Raw genomic sequence first — 19,664 nt, forward strand, 5'->3', positions numbered from 1 at the left:
CATGCATTAGCGTCGCAGCAAGCGAGCACGCACATAGCCCCGGCCGACGACGCCCTCGGCGATCTCGATCGCCCGCTCGACGTCGCCCCGCCGGCGCACGACACCCTCCAAGATGGTATAGGAGCCCGATATGCTGACGGTGATTTCGCCGGCTTCGATGTCGGCGGCCGCATGAAGGGCGCTCTCCACCGAGGCGCGCGTCGCGGCATCGCTGTGGCCCTGCCGGTCGGGCTCGTCATGCCCCGTGAATGCTGGAAAGCCGAGCACCGTGAATGCTGGAAAGCCGAGCACCGTGAACGTTTCCTGATGTTGGTTGATGTCTGTTAACGCGACAGCGACGCACTTCGTTGCGTCCCCCGGAAAAGAAGAGCCTGCTCGACAGCGATACCTGCGCGGTGGCATGGGCTACCCTTGGCGAAAGGCGCCGCGGCTTCCATATCTGGCTGCAGTCAAAAGAGGGATGATGACGATGAAAGCGCTTCTGTCCGCCTTGTTTGCCGGGGCAATGCTTGCCGGCTGCTCCTCGGCCGATGCGCCAGCGCTGGAACCCATTCCCGGCAGCATTACGTATGGCGGCCAGCCGCGAACGAAGCTCACCAAGTCGCCGGTCGGCAGCGCCGTCTACAACCAGTTCTACAACGGGACGGGCCAGCGCGTGGAGGAAACCTATATCCTTCAGCCCGACAGCAGCCTGAAGCTGGTGCGGCGCGAGATCGGTCCGGATTTCCCCGACTGAGATGTTGCTCGCGCGCCGCAGCGCTTGACAGAGGCCGCAATCGCGAACATTCAAGGAACATCTAATCTTTCCGCAGTGATTCTGCGGGAGCCCAACCGGACGGCTGGATGTATCTCGAAAAGCTCAATCCGCAGCAGCGCATGGCCGTCGAGCACGGCACGCTCATCGACGGCAGCCATATTGCCGGGCCGCTGCTGGTCATTGCCGGCGCCGGCTCGGGCAAGACGAATACCTTGGCGCATCGCGTCGCCCATCTCATCGTCAAAGGCGCTGATCCCCGCCGCATCCTGCTGATGACCTTTTCGCGTCGGGCAGCAGCCGAGATGGCGCGGCGTGTCGAGCGCATCTGCCGCGACGTGCTTGGTTCGAATGCCGGCGTCATGGCGGATGCGCTTTCCTGGACCGGCACCTTCCACGGCATCGGCGCGCGGCTGTTGCGCGATTATGCGGAGCAGATCGGTCTCGATCCTGGGTTTACCATCCACGACCGCGAAGACAGCGCCGATCTGATGAACCTGATCCGGCATGACCTCGGCTTCTCGAAGACGGAAAGCCGTTTTCCGACCAAAGGCACCTGCCTTGCCATCTATTCCAGGGCTGTGAATTCGGAAACCGCGCTGGACCTCGTGCTGCGCGACGTCTTTCCCTGGTGCGCAACCTGGGAGAAACAGCTGCGCGAACTTTTCGCCTGTTATGTCGAGGCCAAGCAGAGCCAGAACGTGCTCGATTACGACGATCTGCTGCTCTACTGGGCGCAGATGGTCGGCGAAGCGATGATTGCCGAGGATATCGGCAGCCGCTTCGACCATGTGCTGGTCGACGAATATCAGGATACCAACCGGTTACAGGCCTCGATCCTGCTGGCGCTGAAGCCCCAAGGCCAGGGGCTGACCGTCGTCGGCGACGATGCGCAGTCTATCTATTCCTTCCGTGCCGCGACGGTGCGCAACATCCTCGATTTTCCCGCCGCCTTCAGCCCGGCCGCCAATATCGTCACGCTCGACCGCAACTACCGCTCGACGCAGCCGATCCTCGCCGCCGCTAACGCCGTCATCGATCTCGCCTCGGAGCGCTTCACCAAGAACCTCTGGACCGAGCGGCAATCGTCCGAGCGGCCGCGCCTCGTCACTGTGCGCGACGAGGCCGAGCAGGCGCGCTACATCACCGACATGGTGCTCGACAATCGCGAGGAAGGCCTCACGCTCAAGCAGCAAGCCGTGCTCTTCCGCGCCTCGCATCACAGCGGGCCGCTGGAGGTCGAGCTGACCCGGCGCAACATCCCCTTCGTCAAGTTCGGCGGGCTGAAGTTTCTCGACAGCGCGCATGTGAAGGACATGCTGGCCGCCCTTCGCTTCGCGCAGAACCCGCGCGACCGGGTGGCGGGCTTCCGGCTGATGCAGATCCTGCCGGGCGTCGGGCCGTCGACGGCGCAGAAGACGCTCGATCTGATGGCCGAGGATGCCAGCCCGATTACTGCTCTTGGCGCCATGCCGGCACCGCCGCGCTCCGGCGAGGACTGGACAATGTTCGTTTCGATGCTGCAGGAGCTGAAATCCGGCAAGGCCGGCTGGCCGGCGGAAATCGGCCTGGCACGGCAATGGTACGCGCCGCATCTGGAACGGCTGCACGAGGACGCAGCGACGCGGCAGGCCGACCTGCTGCAGCTCGAGCAGATCGCTAGCGGTTATGCCTCGCGCGAGCGCTTTCTCACCGAGCTAACGCTCGATCCGCCGGACGCGACCAGCGACCAGGCGGGCGTGCCGCTTCTCGACGAAGACTATCTCATCCTGTCGACGATCCATTCCGCCAAGGGCCAGGAATGGACGAAAGTCTTCATGCTGAATGTCGTCGAGGGCTGCATACCGAGCGATCTTGCCGTCGGCACCACCGCCGAAATCGAAGAGGAACGCCGCCTGCTCTATGTCGCCATGACGCGTGCCAGGGATGGTCTCGACCTTGTCGTGCCGCAACGCTTCTTCACCTATGGGCAGAATTCGCAGGGCGACCGGCATGTCTATGCCTCACGCAGCCGCTTCATTCCCGCGACGCTGCTGCAGTTCTTCGAAGCTTGCAGCTGGCCGCAGGGAAAATCGGAGGCCGCTCAAGCGCAGGCGCGGCAGGTGCGCATCGACGTCGGCGCCCGCATGCGCGGCATGTGGCGATAGGCTGGAGCGTTCAGAGTGAAAGCGGCGGTTCGGCCGGTTTCAGGAAATGCTCGACCCTTGCTGACTCCACAGCCTCGACTGACGCCGGCGACCATTTCGGATTACGATCCTTGTCGATGACGGCGGCGCGAATACCCTCGAAGAAATCGGGATTATCCAGCATCTGCAGACAGACGCCGAGTTCACGGCCGAGGCATTCGGCAAGCGAGGTACTGCGGCGGCCGGCTCTCAGCAGCCACAAAGCGAGCTTCAAGCTGGTCGGTGAACGTGTCAGCAGCACCCGGTGTGTCTCGGCGGCGAATTCGTCTTCCTCTTCTGCGAGTACTGCCAGGATCTCCTCGACGCTGTCGAAACCAAATGCGCGATCGATCATCGCCGCGTTCTGCCTGAGCCGGCTTTCTCCCTGAGGCTCAGAAAGCGCCTGCAGCACGGCATCGACATCGCCGGATGAGCTGGCGCGCGGCAGGCCGGAGAGAGCATCGATCACCTCGCCGAGCCGCGACGAAGCGATCTGAAGGTCGGCCAAGCGGGCGTGGATCGCATCGGCAGCACCAATATCGAGCCCTGTCAGGCCGAGCCATGTTCCGGCCTCGCCGGGGCCGCGCGGCAGAAGCCAGGTGGCGCCGACATCCGGGACATAGCCGATGCCGGTTTCGGGCATGGCAAGCCGTGTGCGCTCGGTGACGATGCGGTGGCGGCCGTGCGAAGACAGGCCGACGCCGCCGCCCATGGTGATGCCGTCCATCAGCGCGACATAGGGTTTGGGATAGGAGGCAATCAGATGGTTGAGGCGGAATTCCTCGCGCCAGAAGCTTGCCGCTAGGCCATCGCCGGCGCGTGCGCTCTCATGCAGGGCGCGGATATCGCCGCCGGCACAGAAGCCGCGTTCGCCCTCTCCCGTCGCCACGACGCTCGCCAACTCGGGATCACCGGCAAAGTCGTGAAGGGCCGCAGTGATCGCCCGGATCATCGGCAGGGTCAGGCTGTTCAGCGCCCGCGGCCGGTTGAGGCGGATGATAGCAGCAGTCCCTCGCCGCTCAATGATGACTTCGCCGTCTTGCATGGTCCACCTCATCTGTTGAGACCATGAATAGACGACGGTGAAGCATCACTCCAGTCGATTTGCGGCGGATCGAGATCGATCGTTCAGGCAGACAGCGAATTACGGGCGGAGGCAACGGCCTCGCACCTTGCGGCGTAATCGATGGCAAGTTCGAGCGGCAGCGGCCGCGAGAAATGATAGCCCTGCGCCAGACGAACGCCCATCGCCTTCAATCCCTCGGCGATCTCTTCGCTTTCGACGCCTTCGGCGACGGAGGCGATTCCGAGATTCTGGCAGAGATTGGCGACCGAGCGGGTGATGTTCATGCAACGGGCGTCGCGATCGAAATTCATCACGAAGGACTTGTCGATCTTCAGCTTGTCGAAGCCGAGACGATGAATATGGCTGAGGCTCGAATAGCCGGTGCCGAAATCGTCCAACGCAATCGAAATGCCGGCGGCGCGCAGCATAGTGATCACCTGGTCGGCGGTGTCGAAATCGGAGAGCAGTGCGGTCTCGGTGATCTCGAATTCGATACGCCTGGGATCGATGCCGGAGCGGGTGATCATGGCAAGCAGCGCCATCGAGGTCTCGTGGTCGCAGATATCGCGCGCCGAGAGATTGAAGGACAGCCGGAGATGCCGTGGAATGATCGCCAGCCCTTCGAGCGCCTTGGCGAAAAGGACGCGCGTCATGCGGCCGATGACAGCCGTGCGCTCGGCCGCCGGGATGAAGGCGTCTGGGCTGATGCGGCCGAAGCGGGCGCTGTCCCAGCGGGCGAGCGCCTCGTAAGCGACGACGCGGCCGCTTCTCAATTCGACGATCGGCTGATAATCGAGTTTCAATTCCTTGGCGAAATCATTTGCCTGCAGTTCGAGTTCGATCAGGTGGCGCTGCGTCAGGATCTTCTCGTGCTCGGCTGAAAAGAATTCGACGCCGCTGCTGCGCTTGCTCTTGACCTGGTAGAGGGCGAAATCCGCTTTCTCGTAGAGATCCTCGGCGGTGTATGTGCCGATATCGGGGTAGACGATGCCGCAGGAACCGAAGACGCGGACCGAGCCGTCGGGGATTTCGAAAGGATCGCGGACGGCTGCACAGAGCGCCTGGCCGAGATCGGCGATCGCCTGGCGTGTCATCGAGCAGGGGAAGATGATCCCGAACTCATCGCCGCCGAGACGGGAGACGATGCCCTCTTCGCCGACCAGCGCGACGAAGCGGCGGGCCGTCTCCCTGAGAACGAGATCGCCGGCGGCATGGCCGAAGACGTCGTTGACAGGCTTGAAGCCATCGAGATCGAGAATGCCGAGGACGGGCGGCGAGGACGGATTCTTCTGCAGCCGTTTTTCCAGCGAGAGAAAGAAGCTGCGCCGATTGGCAAGGCCGGTCAGCTGGTCATGCAGCGCATTGCGGCTGTTGACGAGGTTCAGCTCCTCGGCTTCCGCCTGCTTCTGCTTCAGTTCCTCGGTCAATTGCACGAGACCGACGAAATTCTGGAAATAGCTGTTGATCACCCTGAGGAAGGGCAGGATCAGGAAGAGGCCGCTGACGGCGGTCGCGACGAAAACGGGATTGCCCGAGAACAAGAAGGTCGCGACCATGGCCGCGAAGGTGATGACCGTGGTCAGCGCCGCTGCCATCGGCAGGTGCATCAGGCAAAAGATGCAGGAAATGCCCGTCACGACGAGAAAATAGGCAATCTGACCCTGCTGGGAAGCATCGCCATATTGGTAAAGCGCGATCGCCCAGCCGCCGAAAGCGACGGCGAGGATGCCGGCGCCTGATATCGTCACCTTCATCAGCCTGTGGGCCCGCTCGGCGGTGACGTTTTCCTTGCCGCGGATCTCCCACCAGCAGAGACGGAAGACACAGACGACGCTCAAGGCCACGGGAATGTAGAGCGAGAGCCAAAGGGGGGCGGATTTGAGGTGGGTGATTGCCACCGCAAGGGCGTTGATGATCAGCAGGACATAGAGAATGGGGATCTGCGACGACAGGGCCCGGAACTGCGCCGTCAGAAGCGTCGGATTGTCTTTTTGCAGCTTCAATGAGGCGAGAAAGCTCTTCATCTTCTCTTTTCCGTCGGCCCGAGCCAGCCAGGAAAGCTTGATTTTTCCTTATTCACGTCGCGGCATACAGACCCCCGCAGGCGCGGGATGGTAAACAGGCTCCTGCATCAGAAAGAAGCGGCGGCGAGTGCCCGGTGGATGCTGTGCAGGTCGTCGACATTCTTGTTCGATAGGAACAGTTCCCAATCGAGTGAGCTCTGGACGATGGTTTCCAGCGAATCGTATCTGGGCTTCCAGTCGAGCACCTGCCGGGCGAGCGAAGCGTCGGCGACGACGCTTGCGGAATCGCCGGCGCGGCGCGGCGCCATGTGGATCTTGAAGGAATGCCCGTGCAGGCGGGTGACCATGTTCAACACGTCGAGCACGGAATAGCCGCTGCCATAACCGCAATTGGCGACGAGCGAACCCTTGTCCCTGCGCAGGTGCTGCAGCGCTTTCAGATGTGCATCCGTGAGATCGCTGACATGGATGTAGTCGCGCACGCCGGTGCCGTCATGGGTGGGATAGTCGATGCCGTAGACATTGACGCTGTCGCGCCTGCCGAGTGCGGCCTCGCAGGCGACCTTGATGAGGTGCGTGGCGCCTGAGGTCGACTGGCCGGCACGGTGGTGCGGGTCGGCGCCGGCGACGTTGAAATAGCGAAGCGCGACATAGTTGAAATCATAGGCGGCGGCGGCATCGCGCAGCATGAATTCGGTCATCAGCTTCGACTGCCCGTAGGGATTTTCCGGATTGAGGGGGGCCGTCTCCTTCACCGGCAGATCCGTCTTTTGCTGGCCGTAGACGGCCGCCGTCGAGGAGAAGACGAAGTTGCGGATACCGGCCTTGACCGAAGCGCTCAGCAGCGCCCGGGTCTTGCCGGAATTGTTGTCGTAATAGGAGAGCGGATCGGCGACCGAGACCGGGACGACGGCGGAGCCGGCGAAATGGATGATCGCCTCGATGTCGTTTTCGATGAAGACCTTTTTCAATATATCGGGATCGGCAACGTCGCCGAGATAGAAACGCGCCGCCGGCGCCACGGCCCAGCGAAAGCCCGTGGAGAGGCGGTCGAGGACGACCACATCCTCGCCCGCATCGAGCAGCGCCCAAACCATGTGACTGCCGATATAACCGGCCCCGCCCGTCACCAAAATCGCCATGTCCCGCATCCCTGCTTTCGTTTTTATAAGCAGAGGCATCAGGCGCCGGTTTTTCTTTCCAATTTTCTTATCGAACGGCCTTTGGAAGGCCTTTGAACTTGTATGTTTGGAGTCGTGGTTAGAGGCCGATTTCGGGCTTTGCTAGAGTTTTATCGATCCGGCGATTTCGGCACAAAATCGCGACATTCGCGGCTGATGGCAGCCCCTCATCCGCCTGCCGGCCCCTTCTCCCCGCTCGCGGGGCGAAGGGGGATCGCCGCAACCTCTCCGTTTCTCGCTTCCCTCTCGCAGGGCACGTCCCCTCGCCCCGTTTACGGGGAGAGGGTTAGGGTGAGGGGCAGCCCTCGCCGATCTCCTGGGCCGTGGATGACGCTGATGTCAACGCTTGAGAATATAGTCGCAGAGGCGCTCGGCGGCGATCGCCACCTGCGCGGGGTCGCGCAGGAAACAGGCGCGCAAGAAGAGTTCGCCGCCCGGTCCGAAAGCGGTGCCGGGAGCAAGGCCGACGCCTGTCTTGTCGACGATGTCGAGCGCTGCCCTGCGGCTGTCGGCGACGCCATCGATCTTCAGGAAGGCGTAGATCGCGCCATCCGGTTTCAGCGTCTCGACGCGGTTGGTAGCGACAAGCGCATCGCAGAGGATATCGCGGGAGCGGGCCGCCTTGGCAATATTGGCAGCGACGAAATCGTCGCCTTGATCAAGGGCTGCGACGGCGCCCTTCTGCATGAACTGCGCCACACCCGATGTCGAATACTGGATGAGGTTTTCGAGCACCTGGCCCATTTCAGGCGGTGCGACGATCCAGCCGACGCGCCAGCCGGTCATCGACCAGTTCTTCGAGAAGGAATTGACGAAGATGATCTTGTCGCCCTCGTCCATCACATCGAGGAAAGAGGGCGCGCGGCCGCCGGCAAAGGAGTAGCGGGCGTAGATTTCATCCGCCAGGATCCAGAGGTCGTGCTTGCGGGCAAGCGCCAGGATATTGCCAAGATCCTGTTTCGTTGCCGTCCAGCCCGTCGGGTTCGACGGCGTGTTGATGAAGATGCCCTTGGTCTTCGGGGTGATGGCGGTTTCGATGCGGTCAAGATCGACCGCCCATTTGCCGCCTTCGAACTGCAGCTCGACACTGAGCGAACGCGCACCTGCTATCTCGAGGGCGGCGGCAATGTTCGGCCAGGAAGGCGAGAGGTAAACCAGTTCGTCGCCCGGCGAGGTCAGCGCCTGCACGGCGATCTGGATCGCCTGCATGCCGGAACCGGTGACGTAGAAATGCTCGACCGGAAGCCGGATTCCGAAATGTCTGTCGTAATAATCGGACAGCGCCTGGCGAAGCTCCGGAATGCCGCGCTGCCAGGTGTAAAAGGTCTCGCCGGCGGCAAGCGCATCCATCGCCGCTTTGCTGATGAAATCAGGCGTCGGCAGATCGCCCTCACCCACCCAGAGCGGCAGCAGGCCTTCGCGGCCACGGGCATAGTTGACGAGTTCGACGATCCCGCTTTCGGGCGCCGCCAGGGCGCGCGGGCTGAGGCTGCTGACGATCGACATGCATATCTCCGGTTTCCGCCTTCATAGCGGATTTGCGCCGGCAAATCTCATGATATCCAGTGATGGCATATCGATTTTGATGATGAATGAGCCCGGCCGGAGCGGACGGGATCAAGCCGTCGGGCGCGTGGCGAGAAGATCGCGGATTTCCGTCAGCAGCTGAACGTCTGCAGGCGGCGGGGGCAGCTCTTCCGGTGCCGCCTTTTCCTGGCGCTCGACCTGGGCACGCAGGGTGTTCACGCCCTTGACCATCAGAAAGATGATCCAGGCGAGAATGAGAAAGTTGATGAGCACCGTGAGGAAGCTGCCATAGGCAAAGACCGCTCCCTGGGCGCGGGCGGCGGCGAGCGACTGCGCGTTGACGGCCGACGAGAGTGGGAGGAAGTAATTCGAAAAATCGAAGCCGCCGAAAATGGCGCCGACGATCGGCATGATGAGGTCATCCACCAAAGATTTGACGATGCCGCCGAAGGCGCCGCCGATGATAACGCCGACTGCAAGATCCATGACATTGCCGCGGGCGATAAAGGCCTTGAACTCATTGAGCATCGGATCCGTCTCCCTCTGATACAATTGTTTTTATTAGCTACATCTTCATTGCAATTAATCAATCGGCAATCGCAATTATTCGGCAATACCTCCCCTGCGGTCTTTGACTTAAGGCCTAGACGGCCAGGAATTTTCAAAGCGCCTGAAATGACTTAAGCTGGCCATGTGCGGGAGGTCCGGCGGGTTTTCTGCCGGCGGAGGGTCAATGCTTCCAGGCTGGGTCATATTCGCGTCTGCCTTCGGCTATCTGCTCCTGCTTTTCGCCGTGGCAAGCTATGGCGACCGCAAGAACCGCAGCCAGGGCACGCTCGGCCCGGGCACGCTCGACCGCGGCCAGGGCACGCGGCAAGACGGCCCGGGCACGCTGGGCGGATGGCCGGTGGTCTATGCGCTGAGCCTTGCGATCTACTGCACCTCCTGGACCTATTTCGGCAGCGTCGGGCTTGCCGCGCAGCGCGGTTTGGAGTTTGCCGGCATCTATATCGGCCCGATCCTGGTCTTTACCCTCGGCATGCCGCTGCTTCGCCGCATCATCGAACTCGCCAAGGCGGAGAAGCTCACCTCGGTCGCCGATTTCGTTGCCGCGCGCTACGGCAAGAACCCGACGGTCGCAACGATCGTCGCACTGATCTCGCTGATCGGCGCCATTCCTTATATCGCGCTGCAGCTCAAGGCGATCTCCAGCACCGTCAGCGCCATGGTCAATCCTTCCGATTACGGCATCGGCAGCGGCAACCTCTATTTCCTCGACCTGCCGCTCGCCGCAACGCTGGTGCTTGCCTGCTTCGCCATCATGTTCGGCACGCGGCATACCGATGCGACGGAACATCAGGATGGCCTCATCCTCGCCGTCTCGATGGAATCCGTGGTCAAACTCGTCGCCTTCCTGACGGCCGGCGTCTGCGTCGTCTGGTTTCTATTCGACGGTCCGACCGATCTCTGGCGCAGGACCGTCGACAATGAGCTGGTCATGTCGGCGCTCAGCTACCATACGCCGATCAGCCGCTGGATCACCCTGATCATCTTGTCGGCGTTTGCGATCATCCTGCTGCCGCGGCAATTCCATGTGACGGTTGTCGAAAACCGAACCCCGAAACAGCTGAAACTCGCAGGTTTCCTGTTTCCCACCTATCTCATCGCCATCAATCTCTTCGTGCTGCCGGTGGCGATCGGCGGGCTTTTGACCTTCGGCGGCACCGGCAATGCCGATTTCTACATGCTGTCGCTGCCGCTTGCCGGCCAGATGCCCGTCATTTCGCTGATCATCTTCATCGGCGGTTTCTCCGCCGCGACGGCGATGGTCATCGTCGATTCCGTCGCACTGTCGATCATGGTGTCGAACGACATCATCATGCCGATCTTCCTCAGGCGCAAACTCGCCGGTCGCGCCGGCCAGCGCGACAATTTCGCCAAGACGCTGCTGAACATCCGGCGCAGTGCCATTTTCGCCGTGCTGCTGTTCGGTTATGCCTATTACCGCTCGACCGACAGCACCGCCGGCCTTGCCTCGATCGGCCTTCTTTCCTTTGCAGCGATCGCGCAAATCGCCCCAGCGCTTTTCGGCGGGCTGATCTGGCGGCGGGCGAATGCGCGCGGCGCGATCCTCGGGCTTACCTCCGGCTTCGTCATCTGGATCTACCTGCTGTTCCTGCCCTCGCTCGGCGGCCCCGATTATTCCTATGTGGCGAGCGCCGTGCTCGGCTTCATCTTTCCCGGAACGACGTTGTTCACCGCAGCCGACGCCGATCCGCTGGTCAATGCGACGGCGATGAGCCTGCTCGTCAACACCGCCTTCTTCGTCGTCGGCTCGCTCACCCGCAACGCCAAGCCGCTGGAGCGCATCCAGGCCGGCATTTTCGTCAAGCGGCATTCGCGTTCGCAATTTGCCACGCGCGGCTGGAAGACCCGCATCAGCGTGGGCGATCTCAAGGCGGCGATCTCGCGCTATCTCGGCGAAGAGCGCATGCAGCGCTCGCTCACGACCTACGAACAAAGCTCCGGCCGTAAGCTCGAAGACGAGCAGCCGGCCGACATGGCGCTCATCCACTTCAGCGAACAGCTGCTCGGCAGCGCCATCGGCTCGTCCTCGGCCCGGCTGGTGCTGTCATTGATCCTGCAGAAGATCGAGGATGCCTCTTCCGACACTGCCTGGCTGCTCGACCAGGCGAGTGAGGCGCTGCAATATAACCAGGACATGCTGCAGACAGCGCTTTCGCAGATGGACCAGGGCATTGCCGTCTTCGACAGTTCCAACCGGCTGACGATCTGGAACCGGCGTTTCCGGCAATTGCTGGATCTGCCGGAAAGTGCCGGCCAGGTCGGTTTTCCCTTGTCCGAAATCGTCACCACGCTCAGCCAGCGCGGCGATATCGCGCCCGGCGATCTCAGCCAGACTGTGCGGCATTTCCTGACGCTCGACAAACCCTTTTCGCTGGTGCTCGGCGGCGGCGAGCGGATCATCGAGGTGCGCTCCAACGCCATGCCCGACAAGGGCATCGTCGCCACCTTCACCGACATCACCCAGCGCGTGAGTGCCGACAAAGCGCTGAAACAGGCGAATGAGACGCTGGAACAGCGTGTCGCCGAACGCACGGCCGAGCTTACCCGCGTCAACCGCGAACTCGGCGAGGCGCGCGCCGCCGCCGACGAGGCGAATATCGGCAAGACACGCTTTTTCGCCGCCGCCGGCCACGATATCCTGCAGCCGCTCAATGCCGCCCGGCTCTATTCCTCGGCATTGGTCGAGCGCATGGCGCAATCCGACAACAGCCCGATCGTGCGCAACATCGATTCCGCGCTGGAATCCGTCGAGACCATTCTGGGAGCGGTGCTCGATATCTCCAGGCTCGATACCGGCGCCATGCGGCCGCGGCTCGCCTCCGTCGCGCTCTCCGATCTGCTGGAGCGTATCCAGACCGACTTTGCGCCGATCGCCCGCGAAAAGCGGCTGAAGCTGGTGGTCATGCCGACGTCGCTCAGGGTCCGCTCCGATCCCAACCTGCTGCGCCGGCTGGTGCAGAACCTGGTTTCCAACGCCATCAAATACACGATTACCGGCAAGGTGCTGGTCGGGGCGCGGCGGCGCGGCAACCAGGTGATCATCCAGGTGATCGATTCCGGCATCGGCATTCCGCCGTCGAAATTCCGCACCGTGTTCAAGGAATTCGCGCGGCTGGACGAAGGCGCGAAAACCGCCTCCGGCCTCGGGCTCGGCCTGTCGATCGTCGACCGCATCGCCCGGGTGCTCAACCATCCGGTCGAGCTGCAGTCGACGCATGGCAAGGGCACGGAATTCCGGATCGCCATGCCCCTCGACGTGTCGCGCCCGGCCGCGGCTGCGGCAGCGGTTGCGCCTGCCGACCGTGCCGGCCAGCCGCTGAGCGGGTTGAAGATCCTCTGCATCGACAATGAGCCGAAGATCCTCGAAGGCATGCGGCTCTTGATCAGCGGCTGGGGTTGCGAGGTGGAGTCGCTCAATTGCCTCGCCGAGGTCACCGCCCTCGATGGCCGGGAGGGATCACCTGACATCGTCATCGCCGATTATCATCTCGGCGACGGCACCGGTATTGCCGCGATCCTGCATCTGCGCCGGCGGTTCAGCGCCGATATCCCCGCTTTGCTGATCACGGCAGACCGCACGCCGGAGGTGCGCAGCGAGGCCGAGCGATACGGCATCGCCGTCCAGCACAAGCCGGTGCGGCCGGCGGCGCTGCGCGCCTATATCACCCAGATTTCCGGCCTCAAGCGCGCCGCCGCGGAGTAACACAAAACTTAGAGCATCTCCGTTTTTTTCCGAAACACGGAGATGCTCTATCTTCTTGTTTTCACGCAATTCCGGACGCAAAACCGCTACGCACTTTTGCTGGGATTGCTCTAGTCCGTCGCGCTCATGACACGCGCAACAAGATCACGTACGCGCCTTGTCGCCGGCACGTCGCCAAACAGGATGCGGTATATGATCGGCGCCACGACCTGGTCCATGACGCGCTCGACATCCGGAAAGACCTCGCCGCGGGCCTTTGCCCTCTCGGCGATGACGCCGATCTGCTGGCGGGTAAATTCAGCGCATTTGCAGGCGTTCGCGCCCGCCTGCGCCGCCAGCACGTCGCGGATCATCTCGCGGCCCGGCCCGGAGGACATTTCCTCGGCATATTGCTCGGCCCAGGCTTGAAGATCGGCCTTGCCGCTGCCAGCATCGACCGGCTGCATATCCGGCCGCAGCCGATCGACGGCGACATCGGCGAGAAGCTGTTGCAGGTCGCCCCAGCGGCGATAGATGGTCGACGGCGTCACCCCCGCCTTGCCTGCAATCAGCGGGATCGTCACGTCGGCGCGGCTCATCTCGGCCATCAGCTCACGGACCGCCTTGTGCACCGATGCCTGGACTCGGGCGCTTCTGCCGCCCGGACGGAGATTCTCTTTCACTGTCATGCACGAAACCCGACTTTCTCTCCCTGGCACCGATGGTTCAAAATCTTTGACAGAACTATTAACGCAAATAATTTGCTTTTATAAAGCCGCGGCTCTATCTAAGCTAACGCAACGGCTTAGCTTTAAGGGGCTTATATATGTTCGCCGCAGCCAAATCCACCGAGAATTCGTCGCGCCCCTCGATCGGCTTTCATGCGCTGACGCTCGCGACCTTCTTCGCCGCCTCCGCGGCGCCGACGCCGCTCTACCGGATCTATCAGGAAAACTTCTCCGTCTCACCGGTGCTGATCACGGTGATCTTTGCGGTCTATGCCTTCGCGCTGCTGGCGGCGCTGCTGATCGCCGGTTCGATCTCGGATCATCTCGGCCGCAAGCCGGTGATCTTTTTCTCCCTGGTGCTCGAAATCGTCGCCATGGGCCTTTTCGTCGTCGCAAGCGGTCCCGGCTGGCTGATCGCAGCGCGGATCGTGCAGGGGCTGGCGACCGGGATCGCCGGCGCCTCGATCGGAGCGGCGCTCGTCGATGTCGACCGGGCAAAGGGACAGATCGTCAATTCGATCGCGCCCCTTTGCGGCATGGCGGTGGGGGCGGTCGGCACCAGCGCCCTGATCCAATACGGCCCCTTCCCGATGCATCTGGTCTATGCGCTGTTGCTCTTGGCCTTCACGCTGCAGGCCGCCGCCATCTGGCTGACAGGCGAGACCGGTGGCACGCGGCCGGGCGCTCTCGGCTCGCTGATACCGCGGGTCACCATTCCCAAGCAGGTGAAGCGGCCGCTCTCGCTGGTGACGCCGATCAATATCGCCAACTGGACGCTTGCCGGGTTCTATCTCTCGCTGGTCCCGTCCTTGGTCGCCAGCACGACCGGCAGCCAAGCGCCGCTGACAGGCGGGGCCGTCGTCACCGCGCTGATGGTGAGCGGGGCAATCGCCGTCTATCTCAGGCGCAGCAAGACGGCATCGGCCAATCTGGCTTTCGGCGTGTCGGCCAAGGCGATCGGCATCCTGACCGTCGTTGCCGGCGTGCATCTCGCCAATGTGCCGCTGCTGCTGATCGGCACGATTTTCACCGGCGCCGGTTTCGGCACCAATTTCCTCGGTTCGATCGGCACCATTATGCCGCTCGCCAAACCGGACGAGCGGGCCGGGCTGCTGTCGGCCTTCTACGTCCAGAGCTACCTCGCCTTCAGCCTGCCGGCGATCCTGGCCGGGTTCCTGGCAAAGTCGGCCGGTTACGCATTGACGACGGATATCTATGCGACGGCGATCCTGCTTTTGATGGGCGTCGGATTGATGAGCATTCGCGCCGACCGGCGGAAGATCGCGGAGAGTGCTGCCTGACATTCCTCACGGTTTGAGATCGAGCAGCGCCCGGCCGCTGCCATCCATGGCGAAGGGCACAGAGGCGTGCTGATGGGCAACCAGCCAGCGGCCATCCTGCTTGACGAGGCCGAGGGTCTGGCGAAACCAGAGATCGACGACGGCGCCATCGGTCTTAGTCCCGGTCATGCGCGTGAGGCCGCTCCAGAAAGCCACATCCTCACCAACCGTCAGCCTGGCATCGCGCACATCGCCGCCGATCGGGCCTTCCCAGGTATCGAACCAAGCCTGAAGGCCCGCCTCGTCCTTGCCGTAGTAGACCAGCGGCGGCGCCAGCGAAAATTCGATCTCATCCTCGGTCTCGTAGGAAAGCGCATCCTTGGCGTTTTTTTCGCCCAGCGCCTTGGCCCGCATCATCAGCATGGCGATGATCGCCTCTTCCTCGACCCTGACATTCGCTTCGTCTTTCACGATCGTTCTCCTTTTCCGTTATGGACATAGGACGAATGGGAGGACGGCAATTCGACATGGATGCATTTCCGTTTGCGCAATCCAGCAAAACTGCTGCACAGTTTTGCTGGATTGCTTCAGAGATAACTCGTCACCGCCGGTTCGTTCCACCAGGCATCGTGCCTGCCATCGGCATAACGGACCGGCAGTGCTGCCAGTTCCTCAGGGGTGATATCGTCGAGGCAGGCGATGTTGATCGAGACATAGGCGCCGCCGATCGCTTCGACATAACCGTCGCCATAGGCCGGCACACCGCAGGTGCGGCAGAAGCGGTGATGACCGCTCATGGTGTTGAACTGATAGTCGGACGTTTCCGCCTGGTCGCACATCAGCCGGAAATCCTCCGGCTTGACGTTGGCGCCCCAATAGCGGCGCTTGGCGCAGATCGAACAATTGCAGCGGCCGGTGCCTGCCTCGAGATCCATGTCCACCTCGTAGTGCACTTTGCCGCAATGGCAGCTTCCTCTGTAGGTTTTCTTCACGGCGCTCTCCTCCGGCGTTGCGTTCGCTATCCATATATGACAATATGTTGTCATTATGGATGAGATACAAAATCGACAACATATTGTCAAACAAAATCGGCCGGAGCGGACGATGGAGGGGGATGCCTTTTCCGCTTTCGCAATCACCGCCCTTCGCCTCGCCGGTCATCTGACGGCGGCGGGCGACCAGTTGGCAAAGCCGGCGGGACAGACGAGCGCGCGCTGGCAGGTGCTGGCCGCGGCACGACGCGGCGGCATGTCGGTGGCGCAGATCGCCCGCGCGCTCGGCCTCGCCCGCCAGGGCGTGCAGCGGCTTGCCGACGTGCTGGAGAGTGAAGGGCTGATCGCCTATGCCGACAACCCGCAGCACCAGCGCGCCAAGCTGGTCCGCCTGACGGAAGAAGGAGCGGCGCGGCTGGGTGTCATCGAGATCGCGCAAGCCGGTTGGGCCGACGGGCTGGGCGCCGCGTTCACGTCAGCCGAGCTCGATGCGGCACGCTCGGTGATGACGCGAGTCATGGAGATGCTGGAGGGTGGCGAGGCGGCAGGCGGTTGAGGGATTTGTTGTCGTTAGCTACGCACTCGGCTTGGCGAAACGAACGATTCTCTAAGGTCATGCCGTGGCCGCCCCCCTCTGCCCTGCCGGGCATCCCCCCACAGGTGGGGAGATTGGCTGGGCTCACTGGCTTCCCCAAACAATCGGCGTCCAGCACGACGAAACGATAGATGGATACGAAGTTCAAGCCACTGTGATCTCCCCACCTGTGGGGGAGATGCCCGGCAGGGCAGAGGGGGCTTACACGGCACGATCTATTTCCCAAGGCGATGCCGGCTACTCCGCCAATCGGGCACAACATCAGCCAACCAGACACAAAAAAAGGCCGGGGTTACCCGACCTTCCCTGCTATCTCAACGAACCGTGCCAGTACATCCGTGGTCACGATCCGGAGATGATATTTAGAGCCTTGAAGGCTCAGGCCGCCTGGAGGCGGTCTGCCGACATCTTGCCGGATTTGTTGTCGCGGACGAGCTCGTAAGACAGCTTCTGGCCATCCTTGAGATCGCGCATGCCAGCGCGTTCAACGGCGGAGATGTGGACGAAAACGTCGGCTGCGCCGTCATCCGGCTGAATGAAGCCGAAGCCCTTGGTTGCGTTGAACCACTTTACGGTACCTGTGCTCATGACGATATCCTTTTCGAATCGTTCATAGAAGATTGCAGCTCAAATAAATGCCGAGCGGCGATGAAAACCGATTTTGGAGGAAGTTCGCCAGGAACGACACAAAGGCCGTTTCAAAGTTCATCTAGCAAGATCGATGCGCGGATATGTAATCGGAAATTGTGTCCGTGACAAGGCCGCAGCAAGGGAAAGTCGACTCGGGCTGATGGGGGAATCTTTGACGTCGTGCCGTGGCCGCCCCCTCTGCCCCGCGGCAGGATAGTAAAGGCAACCTAAGCCGCCTTCCCCATCTTCGCATAGGGGTCGAACCGACCGTAAAACGTCTCGCCCTTGGCGGCCATGTCCTTCAGCAGCGGCGTCGGCTTGAAGTGACCTCCGTAAGCAGCGGCTAACTTTTCAGCCAGTTCCACGAAAGCCTTCGCACCCATCCCGTCGATATAGCTCAGTGCCCCGCCGGTATAGGGCGCGAAGCCGAATCCGAGGATTGAACCGACATCCGCCTCGCGCGGATCGGTGACGATGCCCTCCTCCACAGTGCGGGCGGCTTCCAGCGCGATGGTGACGAGGAAACGCTGTTTGAGGACGTTGACGTCAACCTCATCCGCCGGCTTCTGCGGATAGAGGGTCTTGAGGTCGGGCCAGAGGGACTTCTTCGCCGGTTTCGGCGGGTAGTCGTAGAAGCCCTTGGAATTCTTGCGGCCGAAGCGACCCTCCTTTTCCACCATGCGGGAGATGAGTTCCATATGCCTGGGGTCGATGGCTTTTTCGCCGAGATCGGCGACCGTCGCCTTGAGGATCTTCAGCGAGAGGTCGATGGCGACCTCGTCGTTCAGCGCCAGCGGACCGACCGGCATGCCGGCCATCTTGGCGGCATTCTCGATCATTGCAGGCGGCACACCCTCGATCAGCATGTCGTAGCTTTCCGACATGTAGCGCAGCACGCAACGATTGACGAAGAAGCCGCGGGTGTCGTTGACGACGATCGGCGTCTTCTTGATGGCTGCGACATAGTCAAGAGCAACAGCCAGCGCCCTGTCGCCGGTGTCGCTTCCGAGGATGACCTCGGTCAGCATCATCTTCTCGACAGGCGAGAAGAAGTGGATGCCGATGAAATCGACCGGGCGTTTCGAATTCTTGGCGAGACCTGAGATCGGCAGGGTCGAGGTGTTGGAGGCAAAGACCGCACCTTCCGGCAGCACGGCTTCCACCGCCTCGATGACCGCTTTCTTCACCTCGCGATCCTCGAACACCGCCTCGATGACGAGGTCGGCATTGGCGAGGTCGGCATAGTCTGCCGAGGGCGTGATGCGGGAGAGCAGTGCAGCTGCCTCATCCTGCGTAAGACGTCCCTTACCGACAGAATCCTTGACCAGACCTTCGGAGACGGTCTTGCCCTTGGTCGCCGCTTCGATGTCGCGATCAATCAGCGTCACTGGAATGCCGGCGGCGGCGGTGACATAAGCAATCGAGGCGCCCATGAAACCGGCGCCGACGACGCCGACATGCTTCAGCTCGGTCTTCGCATGACCTGCCGGGCGGCGGGCGCCTTTTCCGAGCTCCTGCATGGAGATGAACAGCGAACGGATCATCGAGAAGGCTTCGCGGGTCTGCAGCACCTCGGTGAAATAACGCTGCTCGATCTTCAGGCCGGTGTCGAAAGGCACCTGCAGGCCTTCGTAGACGCATTTCAGGATGGCAAGCGCTGCCGGATAATTGCCCGATGTTTCCCTGCGCAGGATCGCCGGAGCTGCCGGCCAGAGCTGGGCAGAGGCCGGCGTCCAGATGCCGCCGCCGGGCGCCTTGAAGCCCTTCTCGTCCCAGGGGGCGACTGGCTTGAGGCCGTCCTTGATCATCTGCTTGGCGGCGGGGATGAGCTGATCCGGCTCGACCACCTGATGCACGAGGTTCATCGCCTTGGCGCGGGAGCCGGTCAGCGACTGGCCCGTCGTCATCATCTGCAGCGCATCCTGGGCGTTCGCCAGCCGCGGCACACGCTGCGTGCCGCCGGCACCGGGGAAGATACCGACCTTCACTTCGGGCAGTGCGATCTTGACGCTCTTGGCATTGGAGGCGACGCGGCCGTGGCAGGCGAGCGACAGTTCGAAAGCGCCGCCCATGCAGGTGCCGTTGATGGCGGAAACCCAGGGCTTGCCCGATGTTTCGAGCTTGCGGAACAGGCCGCTCATGCGGCCGACCAGACCGAAGAGGTTCTGCACGGCCGTTTGCGGGCTCTTTTCCTTTTCATCCTGATAGGAGCTGAACATCGACTTGATCATCGACAGATCGGCGCCGCCGGAGAAGGAGGATTTGCCGGAGGTGAATACGACACCCTTGACGGCGGCGTCAGCCGTGGTCGCGTCGATGATCGCGTTCAGCTCTTCCATCACCTCGGCGGTGAAGACGTTCATCGATTTGCCGGGCATGTCCCAGGTGACGAGAGCGATGCCGTCGGCGTCGGTTTCGAGCGTGAAATTGGTGTAGGTCATTGGGTTTCCTC

At 62.2% G+C, this 19,664-nt stretch carries 16 protein-coding genes; 5 read left to right on the forward strand and 11 right to left on the reverse strand.

The annotated features are described in order from the left end of the window. Positions 1-6 precede the first annotated feature (6 nt). Positions 7-267, reverse strand: a complete 261-nt coding sequence (locus tag V8P77_RS29170; protein WP_335915659.1) for a BON domain-containing protein — start codon at positions 265-267, stop codon at positions 7-9. 202 nt (positions 268-469) lie between these two features. On the opposite strand from V8P77_RS29170, the gene V8P77_RS29175 reads away from it, so the two are divergent. Together V8P77_RS29175 and V8P77_RS29180 are read left to right on the forward strand one after the other, a co-directional pair. Continuing rightward, positions 470-736 (forward strand): hypothetical protein, encoded by a 267-nt coding sequence (locus V8P77_RS29175; RefSeq protein WP_335915616.1) that lies wholly within the window; start codon positions 470-472, stop codon positions 734-736. Between the two features lie 107 nt (positions 737-843). Continuing rightward, the gene (locus V8P77_RS29180) at positions 844-2,901 is read left to right on the forward strand and encodes an ATP-dependent helicase (protein WP_335915618.1); all 2,058 of its coding nucleotides are present in this window, start codon (positions 844-846) and stop codon (positions 2,899-2,901) included. 10 nt (positions 2,902-2,911) lie between these two features. Here the strand turns inward: V8P77_RS29180 and V8P77_RS29185 are convergent, their stop codons facing one another. The 5 genes from V8P77_RS29185 to mscL all read right to left on the reverse strand — a co-directional run bounded on the left by V8P77_RS29185 (position 2,912) and on the right by mscL (position 9,245). Continuing rightward, positions 2,912-3,964 carry an enoyl-CoA hydratase/isomerase family protein gene (locus V8P77_RS29185; protein ID WP_335915620.1) on the reverse strand — a complete coding sequence of 351 codons (1,053 nt, stop codon included), beginning with the start codon at positions 3,962-3,964 and terminating at the stop codon, positions 2,912-2,914. 83 nt (positions 3,965-4,047) lie between these two features. Next, positions 4,048-6,009, reverse strand: coding sequence for a putative bifunctional diguanylate cyclase/phosphodiesterase (locus tag V8P77_RS29190; RefSeq protein WP_335915621.1), 1,962 nt, complete (start codon positions 6,007-6,009; stop codon positions 4,048-4,050). Between the two features lie 107 nt (positions 6,010-6,116). Continuing rightward, positions 6,117-7,151, reverse strand: coding sequence for a UDP-glucose 4-epimerase GalE (gene galE, locus V8P77_RS29195; RefSeq protein WP_335915622.1), 1,035 nt, complete (start codon positions 7,149-7,151; stop codon positions 6,117-6,119). A gap of 378 nt (positions 7,152-7,529) precedes the next feature. After that, entirely contained in the window at positions 7,530-8,696 is a 1,167-nt protein-coding gene (locus V8P77_RS29200; RefSeq protein WP_335915624.1) for a pyridoxal phosphate-dependent aminotransferase, read from the reverse strand. A gap of 111 nt (positions 8,697-8,807) precedes the next feature. Continuing rightward, the gene (gene mscL, locus V8P77_RS29205; protein WP_222028040.1) at positions 8,808-9,245 is read right to left on the reverse strand and encodes a large conductance mechanosensitive channel protein MscL; all 438 of its coding nucleotides are present in this window, start codon (positions 9,243-9,245) and stop codon (positions 8,808-8,810) included. 205 nt (positions 9,246-9,450) lie between these two features. Here mscL and V8P77_RS29210 point away from each other — a divergent pair, with 205 nt between their 5' ends. Continuing rightward, complete coding sequence (locus V8P77_RS29210; protein ID WP_335915627.1) at positions 9,451-13,008, forward strand: PAS domain-containing hybrid sensor histidine kinase/response regulator; 3,558 nt, start codon at positions 9,451-9,453, stop codon at positions 13,006-13,008. A gap of 110 nt (positions 13,009-13,118) precedes the next feature. On the opposite strand, the gene V8P77_RS29215 is transcribed toward V8P77_RS29210, so the two are convergent. Continuing rightward, positions 13,119-13,676 (reverse strand): TetR/AcrR family transcriptional regulator, encoded by a 558-nt coding sequence (locus V8P77_RS29215; protein ID WP_335915628.1) that lies wholly within the window; start codon positions 13,674-13,676, stop codon positions 13,119-13,121. 137 nt (positions 13,677-13,813) lie between these two features. Between V8P77_RS29215 and V8P77_RS29220 the strand changes: the two genes are divergently transcribed. After that, entirely contained in the window at positions 13,814-15,016 is a 1,203-nt protein-coding gene (locus V8P77_RS29220) for an MFS transporter (protein WP_335915629.1), read from the forward strand. Positions 15,017-15,022: 6 nt separating this feature from the next. On the opposite strand, the gene V8P77_RS29225 is transcribed toward V8P77_RS29220, so the two are convergent. Together V8P77_RS29225 and V8P77_RS29230 are read right to left on the reverse strand one after the other, a co-directional pair. Further along, positions 15,023-15,466, reverse strand: coding sequence for a YybH family protein (locus tag V8P77_RS29225; RefSeq protein WP_335915630.1), 444 nt, complete (start codon positions 15,464-15,466; stop codon positions 15,023-15,025). Between the two features lie 116 nt (positions 15,467-15,582). Continuing rightward, on the reverse strand, positions 15,583-15,987 hold the full coding sequence (locus V8P77_RS29230; RefSeq protein WP_335915632.1) for a GFA family protein: 405 nt from the start codon (positions 15,985-15,987) through the stop codon (positions 15,583-15,585). Between the two features lie 55 nt (positions 15,988-16,042). Between V8P77_RS29230 and V8P77_RS29235 the strand changes: the two genes are divergently transcribed. Continuing rightward, positions 16,043-16,543: a MarR family winged helix-turn-helix transcriptional regulator gene (locus tag V8P77_RS29235; protein WP_335915633.1), complete on the forward strand. Its 501-nt coding sequence runs from the start codon at positions 16,043-16,045 to the stop codon at positions 16,541-16,543. A gap of 417 nt (positions 16,544-16,960) precedes the next feature. Here the strand turns inward: V8P77_RS29235 and V8P77_RS29240 are convergent, their stop codons facing one another. Together V8P77_RS29240 and V8P77_RS29245 are read right to left on the reverse strand one after the other, a co-directional pair. Continuing rightward, on the reverse strand, positions 16,961-17,170 hold the full coding sequence (locus V8P77_RS29240; protein ID WP_003545273.1) for a cold-shock protein: 210 nt from the start codon (positions 17,168-17,170) through the stop codon (positions 16,961-16,963). 269 nt (positions 17,171-17,439) lie between these two features. Continuing rightward, positions 17,440-19,653, reverse strand: a complete 2,214-nt coding sequence (locus V8P77_RS29245; RefSeq protein WP_335915636.1) for a 3-hydroxyacyl-CoA dehydrogenase NAD-binding domain-containing protein — start codon at positions 19,651-19,653, stop codon at positions 17,440-17,442. Positions 19,654-19,664: the final 11 nt, after the last annotated feature.

This window comes from Rhizobium aouanii (assembly GCF_037002925.1).
Classification (GTDB): Bacteria; Pseudomonadota; Alphaproteobacteria; order Rhizobiales; family Rhizobiaceae; genus Rhizobium; species Rhizobium aouanii.